The organism is Micromonospora tulbaghiae (assembly GCF_900091605.1).
Classification (GTDB): Bacteria; Actinomycetota; Actinomycetes; order Mycobacteriales; family Micromonosporaceae; genus Micromonospora; species Micromonospora tulbaghiae.
Window position 1 is genome coordinate 652,836 of sequence record NZ_FMCQ01000003.1, and the last position, 15,837, is coordinate 668,672.

Below are 15,837 nucleotides of genomic sequence, written 5' to 3' on the forward strand. Positions count from 1 at the left end.
GCCCGGCCCGGCCCGGCCCGGCCCGGCCCGTCGATCATGAAGTTGACGGCACTTCCCGTCCGTTTTGTCCAGGCCAACTTCATGATCGCACCCGTCAACCTCATGATCGTGCAGGGGGAGGCGGGGAGGGGCGGGCCGGAGGGTGTCGTGCCTCCCTGTGCCGGCGTGCCTGCGGCGGCCCGGTCGGCCCGGCGCGGTGATCAAGGAGTTTGTGTCACCGGAGGGCCCGTGGGGCGACGCCAACTCCTTGATCGTGCGGGGAGGTGGCGGGCGACGTCGATGGGGGAGGGGGCCTGAGCAGGTCGGGGGCGGCGAGAGGCGGCGCTGCGCGACGGGGTTTGTCCCGGCCTGTCCGTCATCTGATCACCAATGAGTGACGCTGCAACTTCTCTCCGTCCGGGTGGTTTGATCATGACTCCTTGACCGAACGGCCCCTCGCGACCTAGCCTCGCCATACAGGCTCACTTTGCCCGACCAGCGCAGGCTAAGCGCACAACATAGATCTCGTAACAGAACAGCATCACTTTGGCCAGCTACACCGGCCCTTGACGGGCGCTCCGGAGCCTCCGGAGCCTCCGACAACTGCAACCGGCCCGCCAGCGGTGCCCCGCAGGGGACACCGCCGACGGAAAGCTGCCCACAGCCAGCCGCTCCGGTCGGGCGTCCAGAGCCGCAGGCGCGTGTCCTTCGCGCGTGTCCTGCGGCGCCGACGTTCAGGGGGAGGCGGCCATGGCAGGGCGGCACAGGTTCACCGGCGGTCTGCCACACGGCCCCGATCCCTCCCGGGCGGGTGACAGCGTGACCACCGAGCCCAGACGGACCGGCGACGCCGCCCGGGCCACCGGAGCGGGGCAGCACAGCAACGCCGGTCGGGCCACCGGAGCAGGGCGGAAGTACGACGCCGGAGCCCGGCGGACGAGCGCGTCCGCGTACCGGTGCGGAGCGGCTCGATGAGCGCCTTCGACGTCGTCCTCCTTCTGGTCGTGCTGCTGCTGGTCGTGGTGGTGGTCGGCGCCGTGCTGTTCGGCGTGCGCACCCTCAAGCGGCTCAGCCTCGCGCCCGCACCGGAGGACCCGGCCTTCATCGCGGAGAAGGACCGGCAGGAGCAGTCCCTCGCGGCGTTGCGGACGGCCGCCGACGAGGTGAACAGCACCATCGACGTGGCGAAGTCCGCGGCGTCGGCGGCGCGGGCCGAGGCGGCTGCCGCCAAGGCGGAGGCGAAGGCGGCCCGGGCCGAGGCGCGGCGGGTGCTCGACGACGCCCGCACCGAGGCGGACACGGTGCTGGAACGGGCGCACAAGCAGGCTGAGGCGGACGCCGAGCAGTTGCGCGCCACCGCGCGGCGCAGCGGCGAGCGGGAGGTGGCGGTGCTGGCCGCCACCACCCGGGAGCAGGCGGCCGAGGTGGAACGCCGGGCCGCCCGGATGGACGAGCGGGAGCGGCTGCACACCGAGGAGGTGGAGCGGCTGGCCGAGCGGGAGCGGCAGCTCACCGCCGCGACCGCGGCGCTCGCCGACCGGGAGGCCGCCCTGGCCGAGCGCGAGCGGGCGCTGACCGAGGTGGAGGAGCAGCGCCGCCGGGAGCTGGAGCGGGTGGCCGGGCTGACCGCCGACGCGGCCCGTGTCGAGCTGGTCGAGTCGATCGAGGGGCAGGCGAAGCGGGAGGCCGCGCTGCTGGTCCGGGAGATCGAGGCGGACGCCCGGGGCAGCGCCGAGCAGCGCGCCCGCAACATCGTGGTGGACGCCATCCAGCGGGTGGCCAGCGAGCAGACCGCGGAGAGCGTGGTCAGCGTGCTGCACCTGCCCGGCGACGAGATGAAGGGGCGCATCATCGGCCGGGAGGGGCGCAACATCCGCGCCTTCGAGTCGGTCACCGGCGTCAACCTGATCATCGACGACACGCCCGAGGCGGTGCTGCTGTCGTGCTTCGACCCGGTACGCCGGGAGGTCGGCCGGGTCACGCTGGAGAAGCTGGTGCTCGACGGCCGGATCCACCCGCACCGGATCGAGGAGGTCTACGACCTGGCCCGGCAGGAGGTGGAGGAGCTGTGCCTCCGAGCCGCCGAGGACGCGCTGGTCGAGGTCGGCATCACCGAGATCCACCCGGAGCTGGTGACGCTGCTGGGCCGGTTGCGCTACCGGACGTCGTACGGTCAGAACGTGCTCAAGCACCTGGTGGAGACCGCGCACATCGCCGGGGTGATGGCCGCCGAGCTGCGGCTGGACGTGCCGACGATCAAGCGGTGCGCGTTCCTGCACGACATCGGCAAGGCGCTCACCCACGAGGTGGAGGGCAGCCACGCGATCATCGGCGCGGACGTGGCCCGCAAGTACGGCGAGAGCGAGGACGTGGTGCACGCCATCGAGGCGCACCACAACGAGGTGCCGCCGCAGACCATCGAGGCGGTGCTCACCCAGGCGTCGGACGCCTGTTCGGGCGGGCGGCCGGGCGCGCGGCGGGAGAGCCTCGAGGCGTACGTCAAGCGGCTGGAGCGGATCGAGGAGATCGCGGCCGGCAAGCTGGGCGTGGAGAAGGTCTTCGCCATGCAGGCGGGCCGGGAGATCCGGGTGATGGTCAAGCCGGACGACGTGGACGACATCGGCGCGGCGGTGCTGGCCCGGGACGTGGCCAAGCAGATCGAGGAGGAGCTGACCTATCCGGGTCAGATCCGGGTGACAGTGGTGCGCGAGTCCCGGGTCACCGAGATCGCCCGCTGAGCGGCGGCAAGACGGAGAACGGGCGGGTGGGGGAGAACCCCACCCGCCCGTTGCGTGTCCGTCGACTCACAGAGGCGTGACGCCGGTGCCGCCGTCGGTCTGCGTCGCCGGCAGCGGCTTGGCCGCGGTGCGCGGCAGCCGGGTGAGCCGCTTCTGCAGCCACCAGGCCAGCACCGACAGCAGGCCGCAGATGCTGATGTAGATGGCCGCGACGATCAGGTACGTCGGGACGTACGGCAGGCCGAACGCCAGCCGGCCGCCGATCTGCTTGCCCACGAAGAGCAGCTCGGGGTACGTGATGATGAAGCCGAGCGCGGTGTCCTTGAGCAGCACGACGAGCTGGCTCACGATCGCCGGGAGCATCGACCGGAACGCCTGCGGCAGCAGGATCAGCCGCAGCACCTGGTTCTTGCGCATGCCGATCGCGTACGCGCCCTCGGACTGCCCGTACGGCACGGCGTTGATGCCGGCGCGGAAGATCTCCGCCAGCACCGAGCCGTTGTAGAGCGTCAAACCGATGACCAGCGCCCAGAACTTGTCGATCGGCCAGCCGTACTGCAACGGCACGTAGTAGCCGAAGAAGATCAGGATCAGCAGCGGGATGGCCCGGAACAGCTCCACCACGAACGTGGCGGGCGCCCGGAACAACACCTTGTCGCTGAGCCGGGCGCTGGCGAAGAACGCGCCGAACAGCAGCGCCAGCACGGTGGCGACGGCGGCTACCTTCAGCGTGGCCCAGAGGCCGTTCAGCAGCTCCCGCTGTACGGCCGCGTACTGGAACTGTTCCCACTTGCGGGCCTCGAACTGGCCGGTCTGGTCGAACTTGTAGACCACGAAGGCGAGCAGCGCGACGATCGCGGCGATCGAGACGATGCCGAGGATCCGGTTGCGCAGCCGGGCCTTCGGGCCGGGGATGTCGTAGAGGACGCTGCTGCTGCTCATCGGGCCACCGCCCACTTGCGCTCGAGGATCCGCTGGAGCACCACCAGCGGGAGGATCAGGATGAGGAAGCCGATCACGATCCAGGTGAGCACGATGAACTGCGGCTCACCCCGTTCCGACATGTACGCCGGGATGGCGCCGGCCTCCAGCACGGAGAAGCCGGCGGCGATCGTGGTGTTCTTCAGCATGGCGATGAGCACGCTCATCATGGGCGGGACCATGGCCCGCAGTGCCTGCGGCAGCACGATCAGCGTCAGCACCTGGGCGAATGTCATGCCCAGCGCGCGGGCCGCCTCGGCCTGTCCGGTGGCTACCGTGTTCACGCCGGAGCGGACCACCTCGCAGATGAACGCCGAGGTGTACGCGGTCAGCGCGATGCAGGCGCTGTTGAAGTAGTCGATGTTGACGTCCAGCTTCGGCACCGCGAAGACGAGGAACGCGAACACCAGCGTCAGGGGAGTGTTGCGCACCAGGTTGACGTAGGTGGCGCCGAACGCCCGCAGCGCGGGGACGGGGGACACCCGCATCGCGCCGAGCAGCATGCCGAGGACGAGACTGCCGACGCCGGCGATCAGGAACAACTTGACGGTGTTGTAGAACCCCTCGCGGAACAGGCTCGCGTTGTCCGTCAGGACGCGGAAGAACTCGCCCATACCTCGCTCTCACTCTCTCCAGACGGGACCGGGCGGGGAGGAGGACCTCCCCGCCCGGTCCGACGTCGGTGCGGACCGTCAGTACCGCTCGAGCTGCGGCGCAGTGGCCGGCGAGCCGGACTTGCCGAGCGTGCCGTCGTAGATCTTCTTCCAGGTGCCGTCGGTGAACGCCGCCTCGATCTGGTCGTTCACGTAGTCACGCAGCGCCTTGTCGTCCTTGGGCAGGCCGATGCCGTACTTCTCGGTGCTGAACGGCTGGCCGACGACCTTGAGCTCGTCCGGGTTCTGCGCGGCGTAGCCCTTGAGGATGGCGTCGTCGGTGGTCACCGCGTCGACCTTCTTGTCGAGCAGCTGCGAGACGCACTCCGAGTAGGTCTTGAACTCGACGATGTTCTCGCCCTCGGTCAGGCCCTCGTCGCGGATCTTCTGGATCGGCGTGGAGCCGGTGGCCGAGCAGACCTTCTTGCCCTTGAGCGTGTCCTTGCCGGTGATCGACGACTCGTCCTTGCGGACCAGCAGGTCCTGGCCGGCGACGAAGTACGGGCCGGCGAAGGAGACGTCGTTCTTGCGCTTGTCGGTGATCGAGTACGTGCCGACGTAGTAGTCGATCTCGCCGCCCTTGATCGCGGTCTCCCGGTTGGCGGACGCGATCTCCTTGTACTCGATCTTCGCCGGGTCGACGCCGAGGGTGCTGGCGACGTACTGGGCGATCTCGATGTCGAAGCCGCAGCGCTTGCCCTGGGCGTCCTTGTAGCCGAGGTTCGGCTGGTCGAACTTGACGCCGATGACGACCTTGCCGGCCGACTTGATCTTCTCGAAGGCCGGGCTGCCGGCGACGTTGGCGTCCGTCTTGGGGGTGAAGGTGACGCCCGAGCTGCTGCAGTTGTCGCCCTGCGCTCCACCGCTGGCGTTGCCGCCGCTGGGAGCGGGGTCCCCCTCCTTGCCGCAGGCGGCCGCGGACAGGGCGAGCGAAGCCATCATGGCCACCGCAGCCACGCGCTTGTAACGCATACACATCTCCTTCTTCGACGGAGTCGACGGGACGACTCCACTACGGACGCTCAGTGGGTGAGGATCTTGGAGAGGAAGTCCTTGGCCCGCTCGCTGCGCGGGTTCGCGAAGAACTCGGTCGGCGGCGCGTCCTCGACCAGCTTGCCGTCGGCCATGAAAATGACCCGGTTGGCCGCGTGCCGGGCGAAGCCCATCTCGTGGGTCACCACGACCATGGTCATGCCCTCGCTCGCCAGCGACGTCATCACGTCCAGCACCTCGCCGACCATCTCCGGGTCCAGCGCGCTCGTCGGCTCGTCGAACAGCATCGCCTTGGGCTGCATGGCCAGCGCGCGGGCGATCGCCGCCCGCTGCTGCTGACCGCCGGAGAGCTGCGCCGGGTACTTGTCCGCCTGGTTGGCGATGCCGACCCGGTCCAGCAGGGCCAGGCCGCGCTCACGTGCGGCGGCCGGCTTCTCCTTGCGGACCTTGACCGGCCCCAGCGCGACGTTCTCCAGGATGGTCTTGTGCGCGAAGAGGTTGAACGACTGGAACACCATGCCGACCTCGCTGCGCAGCTTGGCCAGGGGCTTGCCCTCGGCCGGCAGCGGCTGCCCGTCGAACGTGATGGTGCCGGAGTCGATCGGCTCAAGCCGGTTGATGGTGCGGCAGAGCGTCGACTTGCCGGAGCCGGACGGGCCGATCACCACGACCACCTCGCCCCGGCCGACGGACAGGGACACGTCGTCGAGCACGTGCAGCGGCCCGAACCACTTGTTCACCCCGTCGAGCACGATCAGCGGGTCGCCCGTCGTCACGTCGTCCACCGTCCCTGTCGTCCATGGCGGAATTCGGGGGTCGGTCGACCCCCGGTTGGGCAACTGTAGGCGGGGTGACGTGGCAGAACGCAACTCAGATGGTCACGGAGCGGTAACACCGGTCACCGGCATACCGGCACGTCCGAATTTCGTCGTCGACGGGTGGGCCGATTGGCGTCGTCACCGCAGACCCGAGATCATGAGGGGATGACCGACGCGATCCGGCTGACCGACTACGCACGTGGTGGCGGCTGCGCCTGCAAGATCCCACCCGGCGAGCTGGAGGTGATGGTCGCCGGTCTCGGCGCCACCGGCGGCTCCGCCGACCTGCTGGTCGGCCTGGAGAACGGCGACGACGCCGCGGTGGTCCGGCTGGACGAGCGCACGGGCCTGGTGAGCACCGCGGACTTCTTCACCCCGGTGGTCGACGACGCCTACGACTGGGGGCGCATCGCCGCCGCCAACGCGCTCTCCGACGTGTACGCGATGGGCGGCACCCCGCTCGTCGCGCTCAACCTGCTCTGCTGGCCGCGCGGCGTGCTGCCGCCGGAGATGGCCCGCGAGGTGCTGCGCGGCGGTCTGGACGTGGCCCGGGAGGCGAACTGCCACCTGGCCGGCGGGCACAGCGTGGACGACGACAGCCCCAAGTACGGCCTGGCGGTCACCGGCGTGGTCCGGCCGGAAGAGTTGATCACGCTCGACGCCGGGCGCGCCGGGCTGCCGCTGTCGCTGACCAAGCCGCTCGGGGTGGGCGTGCTCAACACCCGCCACAAGCAGACCGGGCAGCGCTTCCCCGAGGCGGTCGAGTCGATGGCCCGGCTCAACCGGGACGCGGCCCGCGCGGCGGTGGCCGCCGGCATCCGATGCGGCACCGACGTGACCGGCTTCGGCCTGCTCGGGCACGCCTCGAAGCTGGCCCGCGCGAGCCGCCTGACGGTGGCGATCGACGCGGCGGCGGTGCCGTATCTGACAGGCGCGCGGGAGGCGCTGCGCGACGGGTACGTCAGCGGCGGCACCCGGCGCAACCTGGAGTGGGTCATGCCGTGGACCGACTTCGGCGGCGCGGACGAGGGGGAGCAGCTGCTGCTCGCCGACGCGCAGACCTCCGGCGGCCTGCTGGTCGCCGGTGAGGTGCCGGGCGGCACGGTGATCGGTGAGCTGCTGCCCGCTTCGGAGCACCTGATCCGGGTGCGCTGAGCCTCGGATGTCGCGGCGCGGCCGGGCCGTCGCCGCGGCACCGTACCCGATAAACTGTCATCTTCCAGCTACTCTGGGCAACGTCGCCCGAGGGAATTTTGCCCGGAATGGTCACAGACCGGTAACTTGCGCCCGGCTGAGGTCAAATGCACCCCACCATCGTCATTAAGGCCCGATCCGGAGGCCGGTGGAACGAGCGCAGCGAGGAGGCGGCATGACCGAGCTGTGGAACTGGAGAATCGACGGCGGCGAGCCGGTGGAGGTCTACCCGGCACTGGCCGAGGCGCTCGGCCGGGTGGTGATGCCCATGGCCGTCGCCGACCCGGTCCGGCTCCCCGCGTACGCGGTGGTCTGCGACGTGTGGGAGGCGCCCGGGCTGTACGGCACCGTGGTCGACTGTTACGGCGTGCCCGAGAGCCTGTCCGAGCTGCCCGCGATCGCGGCGCTGGCCCGGCTGCTGGGCCGCAACTGCCTGATGCGTGACGACACGCTCGACGCCGGCCGCCACCTGCTGGTCGCGCCGGACGGCACGATCCGGCCGGTGCACTTCGACGTGGCCGACACCGACGACGGCGAGGTGCTCAGCCACCACCGGCTCTGCACGGTCGCCGACGCGCGCTGCCGGGGCTGGTCGCAGTGCCACCGCTCCCGCTGGGCCCCCGACACGGTCGCCCCGGTGCTCGCCGCCGCCTGAGCGCGGACGCCGGCGGGCACCCCCGACAGGTGCTCGCCGCCGTGTCCCCTCCGGCGGCGAGCGGCGGCGGCCCCGGGCTCAGCCCTGGGCCGCCGGCTGCTGCCCCCGCACCACGAGCTGGTCGAGCAGCGTCGCGGTGGCGGCGGCCACGGCCTCCACCGCGGCGTCGAACGCGGCCGCGTTGTGCGCGGCAGGGGTACGGAATCCGGAGATCTTCCGGACGTACTGCAACGCGGCGGCGCGGATGTCCTCCTCGGTCACCACCGGGACGTACGGCTCACGCAGGGTCTTGATGCTCCGGCACACAGCTCCTCCTCGTTCGATCCGATCGGCTCCACCCGGATACGCTGTCCGGGTCATGACTACCGCAGCCGCGGGCAGCCCGCGCACCTATCAGGTGCGTACGTACGGCTGCCAGATGAACGTGCACGACTCCGAGCGCATCTCCGGCCTCCTCGAGGACGCCGGGTACGTGCGCGCCGCCGAGGCCGACGAGCAGCCCGACGTGGTGGTGTTCAACACCTGCGCGGTCCGGGAGAACGCCGACAACCGGCTCTACGGCAACCTGGGTCATCTGCGCCCCGTGAAGGCGAAGCACCCCGGGATGCAGATCGCAGTCGGCGGCTGCCTGGCCCAGAAGGACCGGGGCGACATCGTCCGCAAGGCGCCCTGGGTGGACGTCGTCTTCGGCACGCACAACATCGGCTCGCTGCCGGCGCTGCTGGACCGGGCACGGCACAACACCGCCGCCGAGGTGGAGATCCTGGAGTCGCTGGAGGTCTTCCCCTCCACGCTGCCGACCCGGCGCGAGTCGACGTACGCCGGGTGGGTCTCGATCTCCGTCGGCTGCAACAACACGTGCACGTTCTGCATCGTGCCCTCCCTGCGCGGCAAGGAGAAGGACCGCCGCCCCGGCGACATCCTCTCCGAGGTCCGTGCGCTGGTCGACTCCGGCGTGCTGGAGGTGACGCTACTCGGGCAGAACGTCAACTCCTACGGCGTCGAGTTCGGCGACCGGTACGCGTTCGGCAAGCTGCTGCGCGCCTGCGGGGACATCGACGGGCTGGAGCGGGTGCGGTTCACCAGCCCGCACCCGAAGGACTTCACCGACGACGTGATCGCCGCGATGGCCGAGACACCGAACGTCTGCCACTCGCTGCACATGCCGTTGCAGTCCGGCTCGGACGACGTGCTGCGGGCGATGCGCCGCTCGTACCGGTCGGAGCGTTACCTGGGGATCATCGAGAAGGTCCGGGCGGCGATGCCGGACGCGGCGATCACCACCGACATCATCGTCGGCTTCCCGGGGGAGACCGAGGCCGACTTCGCCCGCACGCTCGACGTGGTGCGGGAGGCGCGGTTCTCCTCGGCGTTCACGTTCCAGTACTCCAAGCGCCCCGGCACCCCGGCCGCGACCATGGACGGCCAGCTGCCCAAGCAGGTCGTGCAGGAGCGCTACGAGCGGCTGATCGCCTGCGTCGAGGAGATCACCTGGGCGGAGAACAAGAAGCTGGTCGGGGAGACCGTCGAGGTGCTGGTGGCAGTCGGCGAGGGTCGCAAGGACGAGCGCACCGGCCGGATGTCCGGCCGGGCCCGCGACGGCCGGCTCGTGCACTTCGCCACCGGTGAGCTGGCCGGGCGGATCCGCCCCGGCGACATCGTGCAAACCACTGTCACGTACGCCGCCCCGCACCACCTCAACGCCGACGGCGCGCCGCTGGCTCACCGGCGCACCCGGGCCGGGGACGCGGCCGAGGCGGGACAGGTTCCGCGTACCCCCGGGGTGCTGCTCGGACTGCCGACGGTCGGCGCGCCGGCCGCGGCGCCCGCCCCCGTCGGCGGCTGCGCCGCGAACTGAGCCGAGCGTGACGGCGGGGGCCGACCAGGGCCCCCGCCGTCACGGCCTCAGCAGGCGGTGCCGTTGAGCTTCACGCTGCCCGGCGTCGCGGCGGTGCCGTTGGCGGTGAAGCCGACGGTGACCGACGCGCCCGGCGCCAGCGACGACGCCCAGGCCGGCGCGGCCGCGGTGACAGTGGTGCCGGACTGCGTGACTGTGGCGTTCCAGCCGCTGGCCAGCGTCACCCCGGACGGCCAGGTCCAGGTGGCCGACCACGGGTTCACCGCGGCGGTGCCGGTGTTCTTGACCGTCAGCTCACCCTGGAAGCCACCCGCCCAGGAGTTGATCTGCTTGTAGCTCGCGGTGCAGCCACCGGTGGGCGGCGGCGGGGTGGTCGGCGCCGGGGTCGTGGGCGCCGGTGAGGTGTTCGGCGTGCCGGTCGGGGACGGGCTGCTGGTGCTGCCGCCACCGGTCGGCGGGATCAGGTACGGCGTCAGGATGTCCTGCTTCGGCTGGTTGATCGTGGTCCAGTCGTCGTTGGCGATGCCGCCGGTGTCACCGGAGTTCGGGTTCCACGACCAGTACGTGAACGACATGCCGTTCACGCCGGTGCCGGTGTACGCCATCAGGTTCTGCAGCCAGATCTTGTCCTTCGGGTCCTGGAGCGTGGTGCCGAACTCGCCCATCATGATCGGCGCGATGTTCTGCTTGTAGAGGTAGCCCCAGTACTTGTCCCAGATGGCCGGCATGTTCGCCGGGTACGACGGGTCGTCGAACCAGGCCTGCCGGTACACCGACGTGGCGTACTCGTGCGGCGAGTAGACCAGCCGGTTGGCCACGTTCAGCCGCACCGGGAACTGCCCGGCCTTGGACAGGTTGCCGCCCCACCAGCCGCAGTCCTCGTCGTTGCTGGGGTCGTTGTCCCAGACGTTCGACAGGCCGCCGCTCGGGCAGCTCACCCCCTCCACGAAGATCAGCCAGTTCGGCTGCACGCCGAGGATCGCGTTGCCGGCCCGCTCGGCGGCCAGCCGCCAGTCCCGGGCGGTGTCGCCGCAGCCCCAGCAGGCGCCGGTGGCGGCCGGGTTGGTGCCCTCGGCGTGCGGCTCGTTGTGCAGGTCCGCGCCGATCACAGTGGTGTTGCCGGCGTACCGCTGGGCGAGCATCTTCCAGTCGTTGATCCAGGTCGCCTCGGAGACGGTCGAGGTGTACCAGAGCGGCGACTGCCCGGCCGACGTCGGCCGGTGCCGGTCCAGGATGACCCGCATCCCCTTGCTGCCCGCGTAGTCGATGACCTTGTCGAGGATCTGCAACGGCGACAGCCCGATCAGGTCCGGGTTGACGAAGTCGTTGATGCCGGTCGCGGTCGCGCCGGCCTTGAGCGCGTCGTTCGAGTACGGGATGCGCAGCGTGTTGTAGCCCAGCCGGGCCATGGTGTCGAGCTGCGAGCGCCACGGGTTGCTCGACCACAGCCCGTGGAACGTCTTGTTGTCGGTCTCCATCCCGAACCAGTTGATGCCGGTCAGCCGGACGGTCGCGCCCGTACTGTCGACGATCTTGCTCCCGCTTGTGTGCAGGTAGCCGGTGCCGGTGCCACCGGCCGCCGCGGCGGCCGGTGCGGTGGAGACGGCGGCGGCGACGAGAACGCCGGCCGCTGCGGTGGCGAGCGCCGTCAGGGCGCCGCCGAGGGCGGTGCGTCGGTGCATGGAAGCTCCACTTCGGATGCCCGCGCCGCACGGGCGCCGCGGGCGGCAGGACCAGGAGGCACGAACCGCTCGTCATCGAGTACGCGCGCAGCGCGCGCCGGGCCGTGTCGTGTGGACGGCCACCCGCGAGAGATCGCACCGGCGATCGTCGACGGCGAGATCAGCCGTCGATGCCCTCGTGCCGGTGCCCGAACCTGGCTCCGACGCTCATTCTGATCAGCCCACCTCGATGCGTCAACCCGGGCGGTGGGAAGCCGGAGAGCCCCCGGCCGACCAGGCCGGGGGCTCTCCTTCAGATGTGTGTCCGCCGGCCGGCCGGCCGGGGTGCTGACGTCAGCCGGCCTGCTCGGCGAGCTGGAGGAACTGCCGCTTCGACGCGAGCGCCTGCTCGGCCTCCTTGATCCGGCGGGCGTCACCGGCAGCCTGGGCCCGGGCCAGCCGGTCCTCGGCCTCGGCGACCTGGGCGCGCATCTGCGCCAGCAGCGGGTTGTCCTCCTTGGAGGTGCGCCGCCACGCCGAGTCCATCACCTCGCGGACCTTGTCGTCCACGGCCCGCAGCCGGCGCTCCAGCCCGGCGGCGGCCTCGCGGGGCACCCGGCCGGCCTCGTGCCACTGCGCCTGGATCTCCCGCAGCTTCGCCTGGGCGCCCTTCGGGTCGCTGTCGACGTCCAGCGCCTCGGCCTCGGCCAGCAGCGCCTGCTTGCGCTCCAGGTTGGCGCGCTGCTCGTTGTCGCGAGCCGAGAAGACCTCGCTGCGGCGGGTGAAGAACTCGTCCTGCGCGGCGCGGAACCGTTCCCAGAGCTTCTGCTCGGCCTCCTTGGCGGCGCGCGGCGCGGCCTTCCACTGGGCCATCAGGTCCTTGAGCTGACCGGCGGTGACGCCCCAGTCGGTGGAGTCCTTGAGCTTCTCCGCCTCGGCGACCAGCTCCTCCTTGACCGTCTGCGCCTGCTTGCGCTGCTGGTCGAGGGAGGCGAAGTGGGCGCCCCGGCGGCGGGTGAAGCCGTCCCGCGCGGCGGCGAACCGCTTCCACAGCTCACCGTCGCTCTTCTTGTCGACGCCGCGGATGGTCTTCCACTCGTCGAGGATCTCCTTGAGCCGGTCACCGGCGGTCTTCCAGCCGGTCGACTCGGCGGCCAGCTTCTCGGCCTCCTCGACCAGGGCGGTCTTGCGCGCCAGCGCCTCGCCCCGGGCGGCCTCGCGGGCCGCCTTGGCCTCGCCGGCCTTCTCCTCGGCGACGGTGGCCAGCTTGTCCAGGCGTGCGGCCAGAGCGTCGATGTCACCGACCACGTGCGCCTCGGCCAGCGACCCACGGATCCGGCGGATCGTGGTCAGGGAGTGGCCGGCATCGGCCGCGCCCGAGTTGAGCCGAGCCTCGGTCAGGTCGACCTCGGTCACCAGGTCGGCGAAGCGCCGGGCGAAGTGGGCGAGCCCTTCCTCCGGTGCCCCTGCCTGCCAGGATCCGACCACCCGCTCGCCCTCGGCGGTCTTGACGTAGACGGTGCCGTCCTCGTCGACCCGTCCGAAGGCAGTCCAGTCGCTCATGTGCCCATCCTCGTTCTCCCGGCGTCGGGGGGACAGCCCTCCCGATCGCCGCCACGGCGCAGCAAACTTTCTCCCGGCATTGTCACAGGTCCGCCCCCGTCCGTGTCGAGCGCCTGTCGCCGACCGTGACCATACGGTGTTGTACGCCCCCGATGACCGGATCGGCGCGGGGACGCACCGGGGGATCGGCGATAGGTTTGGGGGCGTGTCCCTGGTCGCCGCCGCCGTCTGCCCCCACCCGCCGTTGATCGTGCCCGAGCTGGCCGGCGCCGCCGCGCCGGAGCTGGACGATCTGCGCGCCGCCGCCGACGCCGCGATCGCGCGGCTGCTCGCCGCCGCACCGGAGGCGATCCTGCTCGTCGGCGGCGGGCCGGAGACCGTCCGGTTCAACGCCGCCGATCACGGCTCGCTGCGCCCGTACGGGCTGGACCGCCACGTGCGGCTCTGGAAGGTCAACTGCGCCGGTGGGGACCGCCTGCCGCTGAGCCTGACCATCGGTGCGTGGCTGCTGAACCGCTCCGGCACCGAGCTGCCCCGCCTGGCCCGGTCGGTGGCGCACGACGCCACACCGGCCGAGTGCGCGGCGTTCGGCGCGAGCCTGATCCTCGACGACGATCCGCGGGTCGCGCTGCTCGTGCTCGGCGACGGGTCCGCCTGCCGGGGCGTCAAGGCGCCGGGGTACGACGACCCGCGCGCCGAGGCGTACGACGAGGGGGTCGCCGCGGCGCTCGCGGGCGCGGACGCCGACGCCCTGCTCGGCCTGGATCCGGAGCTGTCGGCGGAGCTGCGGGTCGCCGGGCGGGCGCCGTGGCAGGTGCTGGCCGGCGCGGTCGGCGCGGCGGGCGGCGACTGGCGCGGCGAGCTGAGCCACCACCGCGCCCCCTACGGCGTCGCCTACTTCGTGGCGAACTGGGAGCGGTCGTGACCGTCGTGGCGGTGGTCGGGCCGACCGCGGCCGGCAAGTCGGCGCTGAGCATCGCGCTGGCGCACGCGCTCGACGGCGAGGTGGTGAACGCCGACTCGATGCAGCTCTACCGGGGCATGGACATCGGCACCGCCAAGCTGACACCGGCCGAGCGGGAGGGCGTGCCGCACCACCTGCTGGACATCTGGCCGGTGACCGAGCCGGCCAGCGTCGCCGAATACCAGACGCTGGCCCGCGCGGCGGTCGACGACATCCTGGCCCGGGGACGGGTGCCGCTGCTGGTCGGCGGCTCCGGGCTGTACGTGCGGGCGGTGCTGGAGCGGTTCGAGTTCCCCGGCACCGACCCGGCGCTGCGGGAGCGGCTGGAGGTGGAACTCGCGGCGGTCGGCCCCCTGCCGCTGCACGCGCGGCTGACCGAGGCCGACCCGGGCGCGGCGGCGAGCATCCTGCCCACGAACGGCCGGCGGATCGTCCGGGCGCTGGAGGTGATCGAGCTGACCGGCGCGCCGTTCACCGCGTCGCTGCCGTCGCCGACGCCGTACTACCCGTCCGTGCAGCTCGGCGTCGACCTGGACACCGCCCTGCTGGACGAGCGGGTCGCGCTGCGGGTGGACCGGATGTGGGCCGACGGACTGGTCGACGAGGTGCGGGCGCTGGTCGCCGAAGGGCTGCCCGAGGGGCGGACGGCGAGCCGGGCGCTCGGCTACCAGCAGGTGCTGCGGTTCCTGGCCGGGGAGCTGACCGAGACCGAAGCGCACGAGGAGACGATCCGCGCCACCCGCCGGTTCGTGCGGCGGCAGCGCTCCTGGTTCCGGCGTGACCCGCGCGTCCACTGGCTGGACTCGGCGTCGCCCGCGTTTCTCGACACTGCCCTGCGGGTGGTCGCCGAGCATCGGCGATGATGGGGGCGTGGAGTTCACCAAGGGTCACGGCACCGGCAACGACTTCGTCATCCTGCCCGACCCGGACGGCACCCTCGACCTGACACCCGGCCTGGTCGCCGCGCTCTGCGACAGGCGGCGCGGGCTCGGCGGCGACGGCGTGCTGCGCGTCGTACGGGCCGCCAAGCACCCCGAGGGCGTCGCGCTGGCGGGCGAGGCCGAGTGGTTCATGGACTACTGGAACTCCGACGGCTCGTTCGCCGAGATGTGCGGCAACGGGGCCCGGGTGTTCGTCCGCTACCTGCTGGACCGTTCGCTGGCCGCCCCGTCGGGCGGGACGCTGCCGATCGCCACCCGCGCCGGCCTGGTGCGGGCCCGGGTCGAGGGCGCGGACGTGGCGGTCGAGATGCGCCGCCCCCGGCTGTACGACACGGCCACCGCCACCCTCGGCGGGCTGACGCTGCCCGGCACCGCCGTGGACGTCGGCAACCCGCACCTGGTGTGCCCGCTGCCCGCCGCGCTGGAGCTGACCGGCCTGGATCTCACCCGCGCGCCCGAGGTGGACGCCTCGGCGTTCCCGTCCGGGGTGAACGTCGAGTTCACCACGCCCGGCGAGCCGGTCACCGGCACCGACGGGCACGTGCTGATGCGGGTCTACGAGCGCGGTTCCGCCGAGACGCTCTCCTGCGGCACCGGCGCGTGCGCGGTGGCGGCGGTGGCGTTGCGCGACGCCGGCCTGGACACCGGCACGGTATCTGTGGACGTGCCCGGCGGTCGCCTCACCGTCACCGTGACAGCCGACTCCTGCTGGCTGTCCGGCCCCGCCGTCCTGGTGGCGACAGGCACCCTGACCCCCACCGCCCTGTCCCACTGACCCGCCTCCCGCGCGCCCGGGGCGCCGCCGGGGTCCGCCACGCCCGCCCGCCGGCGGGTTGATC

The 15,837-nt window shown here is 71.8% G+C and carries 14 protein-coding genes; 7 read left to right on the forward strand and 7 right to left on the reverse strand.

Annotated elements, in window-relative coordinates; genetic code table 11:
- Positions 1-950 precede the first annotated feature (950 nt).
- Complete coding sequence (gene rny / locus GA0070562_RS11990; RefSeq protein WP_091420248.1) at positions 951-2,717, forward strand: ribonuclease Y; 1,767 nt, start codon at positions 951-953, stop codon at positions 2,715-2,717.
- A 66-nt stretch (positions 2,718-2,783) separates the two neighbouring features.
- Here the strand turns inward: rny and GA0070562_RS11995 are convergent, their stop codons facing one another.
- From GA0070562_RS11995 to GA0070562_RS12010, 4 genes are all read right to left on the reverse strand, one after another.
- Complete coding sequence (locus GA0070562_RS11995) at positions 2,784-3,659, reverse strand: amino acid ABC transporter permease (RefSeq protein WP_091420251.1); 876 nt, start codon at positions 3,657-3,659, stop codon at positions 2,784-2,786.
- Positions 3,656-4,312: an amino acid ABC transporter permease gene (locus GA0070562_RS12000; RefSeq protein ID WP_091419857.1), complete on the reverse strand. Its 657-nt coding sequence runs from the start codon at positions 4,310-4,312 to the stop codon at positions 3,656-3,658. Before GA0070562_RS12000 ends, GA0070562_RS11995 begins: the two co-directional genes overlap by 4 nt.
- Positions 4,313-4,390: 78 nt before the next feature.
- Entirely contained in the window at positions 4,391-5,323 is a 933-nt protein-coding gene (locus tag GA0070562_RS12005) for a glutamate ABC transporter substrate-binding protein (protein WP_091419859.1), read from the reverse strand.
- 50 nt (positions 5,324-5,373) lie between these two features.
- Positions 5,374-6,129, reverse strand: a complete 756-nt coding sequence (locus GA0070562_RS12010) for an amino acid ABC transporter ATP-binding protein (RefSeq protein WP_091419861.1) — start codon at positions 6,127-6,129, stop codon at positions 5,374-5,376.
- Positions 6,130-6,327: 198 nt separating this feature from the next.
- On the opposite strand from GA0070562_RS12010, the gene selD reads away from it, so the two are divergent.
- Together selD and GA0070562_RS12020 are read left to right on the forward strand one after the other, a co-directional pair.
- Positions 6,328-7,317 carry a selenide, water dikinase SelD gene (selD, locus tag GA0070562_RS12015; RefSeq protein WP_091419863.1) on the forward strand — a complete coding sequence of 330 codons (990 nt, stop codon included), beginning with the start codon at positions 6,328-6,330 and terminating at the stop codon, positions 7,315-7,317.
- Positions 7,318-7,531: 214 nt separating this feature from the next.
- Positions 7,532-8,011 (forward strand): hypothetical protein, encoded by a 480-nt coding sequence (locus GA0070562_RS12020; protein WP_091419865.1) that lies wholly within the window; start codon positions 7,532-7,534, stop codon positions 8,009-8,011.
- A 78-nt stretch (positions 8,012-8,089) separates the two neighbouring features.
- Here the strand turns inward: GA0070562_RS12020 and GA0070562_RS12025 are convergent, their stop codons facing one another.
- Positions 8,090-8,317 carry a DUF2277 family protein gene (locus GA0070562_RS12025; protein WP_091419868.1) on the reverse strand — a complete coding sequence of 76 codons (228 nt, stop codon included), beginning with the start codon at positions 8,315-8,317 and terminating at the stop codon, positions 8,090-8,092.
- Between the two features lie 52 nt (positions 8,318-8,369).
- Here GA0070562_RS12025 and miaB point away from each other — a divergent pair, with 52 nt between their 5' ends.
- A complete protein-coding gene (gene miaB / locus GA0070562_RS12030; protein WP_091419870.1) occupies positions 8,370-9,869 on the forward strand; it encodes a tRNA (N6-isopentenyl adenosine(37)-C2)-methylthiotransferase MiaB in 1,500 nt (499 codons plus the stop codon).
- A 47-nt stretch (positions 9,870-9,916) separates the two neighbouring features.
- Here the strand turns inward: miaB and GA0070562_RS12035 are convergent, their stop codons facing one another.
- Together GA0070562_RS12035 and GA0070562_RS12040 are read right to left on the reverse strand one after the other, a co-directional pair.
- Positions 9,917-11,551, reverse strand: a complete 1,635-nt coding sequence (locus tag GA0070562_RS12035) for a cellulase family glycosylhydrolase (protein ID WP_091419873.1) — start codon at positions 11,549-11,551, stop codon at positions 9,917-9,919.
- A gap of 333 nt (positions 11,552-11,884) precedes the next feature.
- On the reverse strand, positions 11,885-13,093 hold the full coding sequence (locus GA0070562_RS12040) for a DUF349 domain-containing protein (protein WP_091419876.1): 1,209 nt from the start codon (positions 13,091-13,093) through the stop codon (positions 11,885-11,887).
- Positions 13,094-13,298: 205 nt separating this feature from the next.
- Here GA0070562_RS12040 and GA0070562_RS12045 point away from each other — a divergent pair, with 205 nt between their 5' ends.
- From GA0070562_RS12045 to dapF, 3 genes are read left to right on the forward strand one after another with little or no spacing between them, the layout of a single operon-like run.
- A complete protein-coding gene (locus tag GA0070562_RS12045; RefSeq protein WP_091419879.1) occupies positions 13,299-14,018 on the forward strand; it encodes a class III extradiol ring-cleavage dioxygenase family protein in 720 nt (239 codons plus the stop codon).
- The gene (gene miaA, locus GA0070562_RS12050; RefSeq protein WP_372443395.1) at positions 13,901-14,920 is read left to right on the forward strand and encodes a tRNA (adenosine(37)-N6)-dimethylallyltransferase MiaA; all 1,020 of its coding nucleotides are present in this window, start codon (positions 13,901-13,903) and stop codon (positions 14,918-14,920) included. The genes GA0070562_RS12045 and miaA overlap by 118 nt, the downstream gene beginning before the upstream one ends.
- A gap of 7 nt (positions 14,921-14,927) precedes the next feature.
- The gene (gene dapF, locus GA0070562_RS12055) at positions 14,928-15,773 is read left to right on the forward strand and encodes a diaminopimelate epimerase (RefSeq protein ID WP_091419884.1); all 846 of its coding nucleotides are present in this window, start codon (positions 14,928-14,930) and stop codon (positions 15,771-15,773) included.
- Positions 15,774-15,837 lie beyond the last annotated feature (64 nt).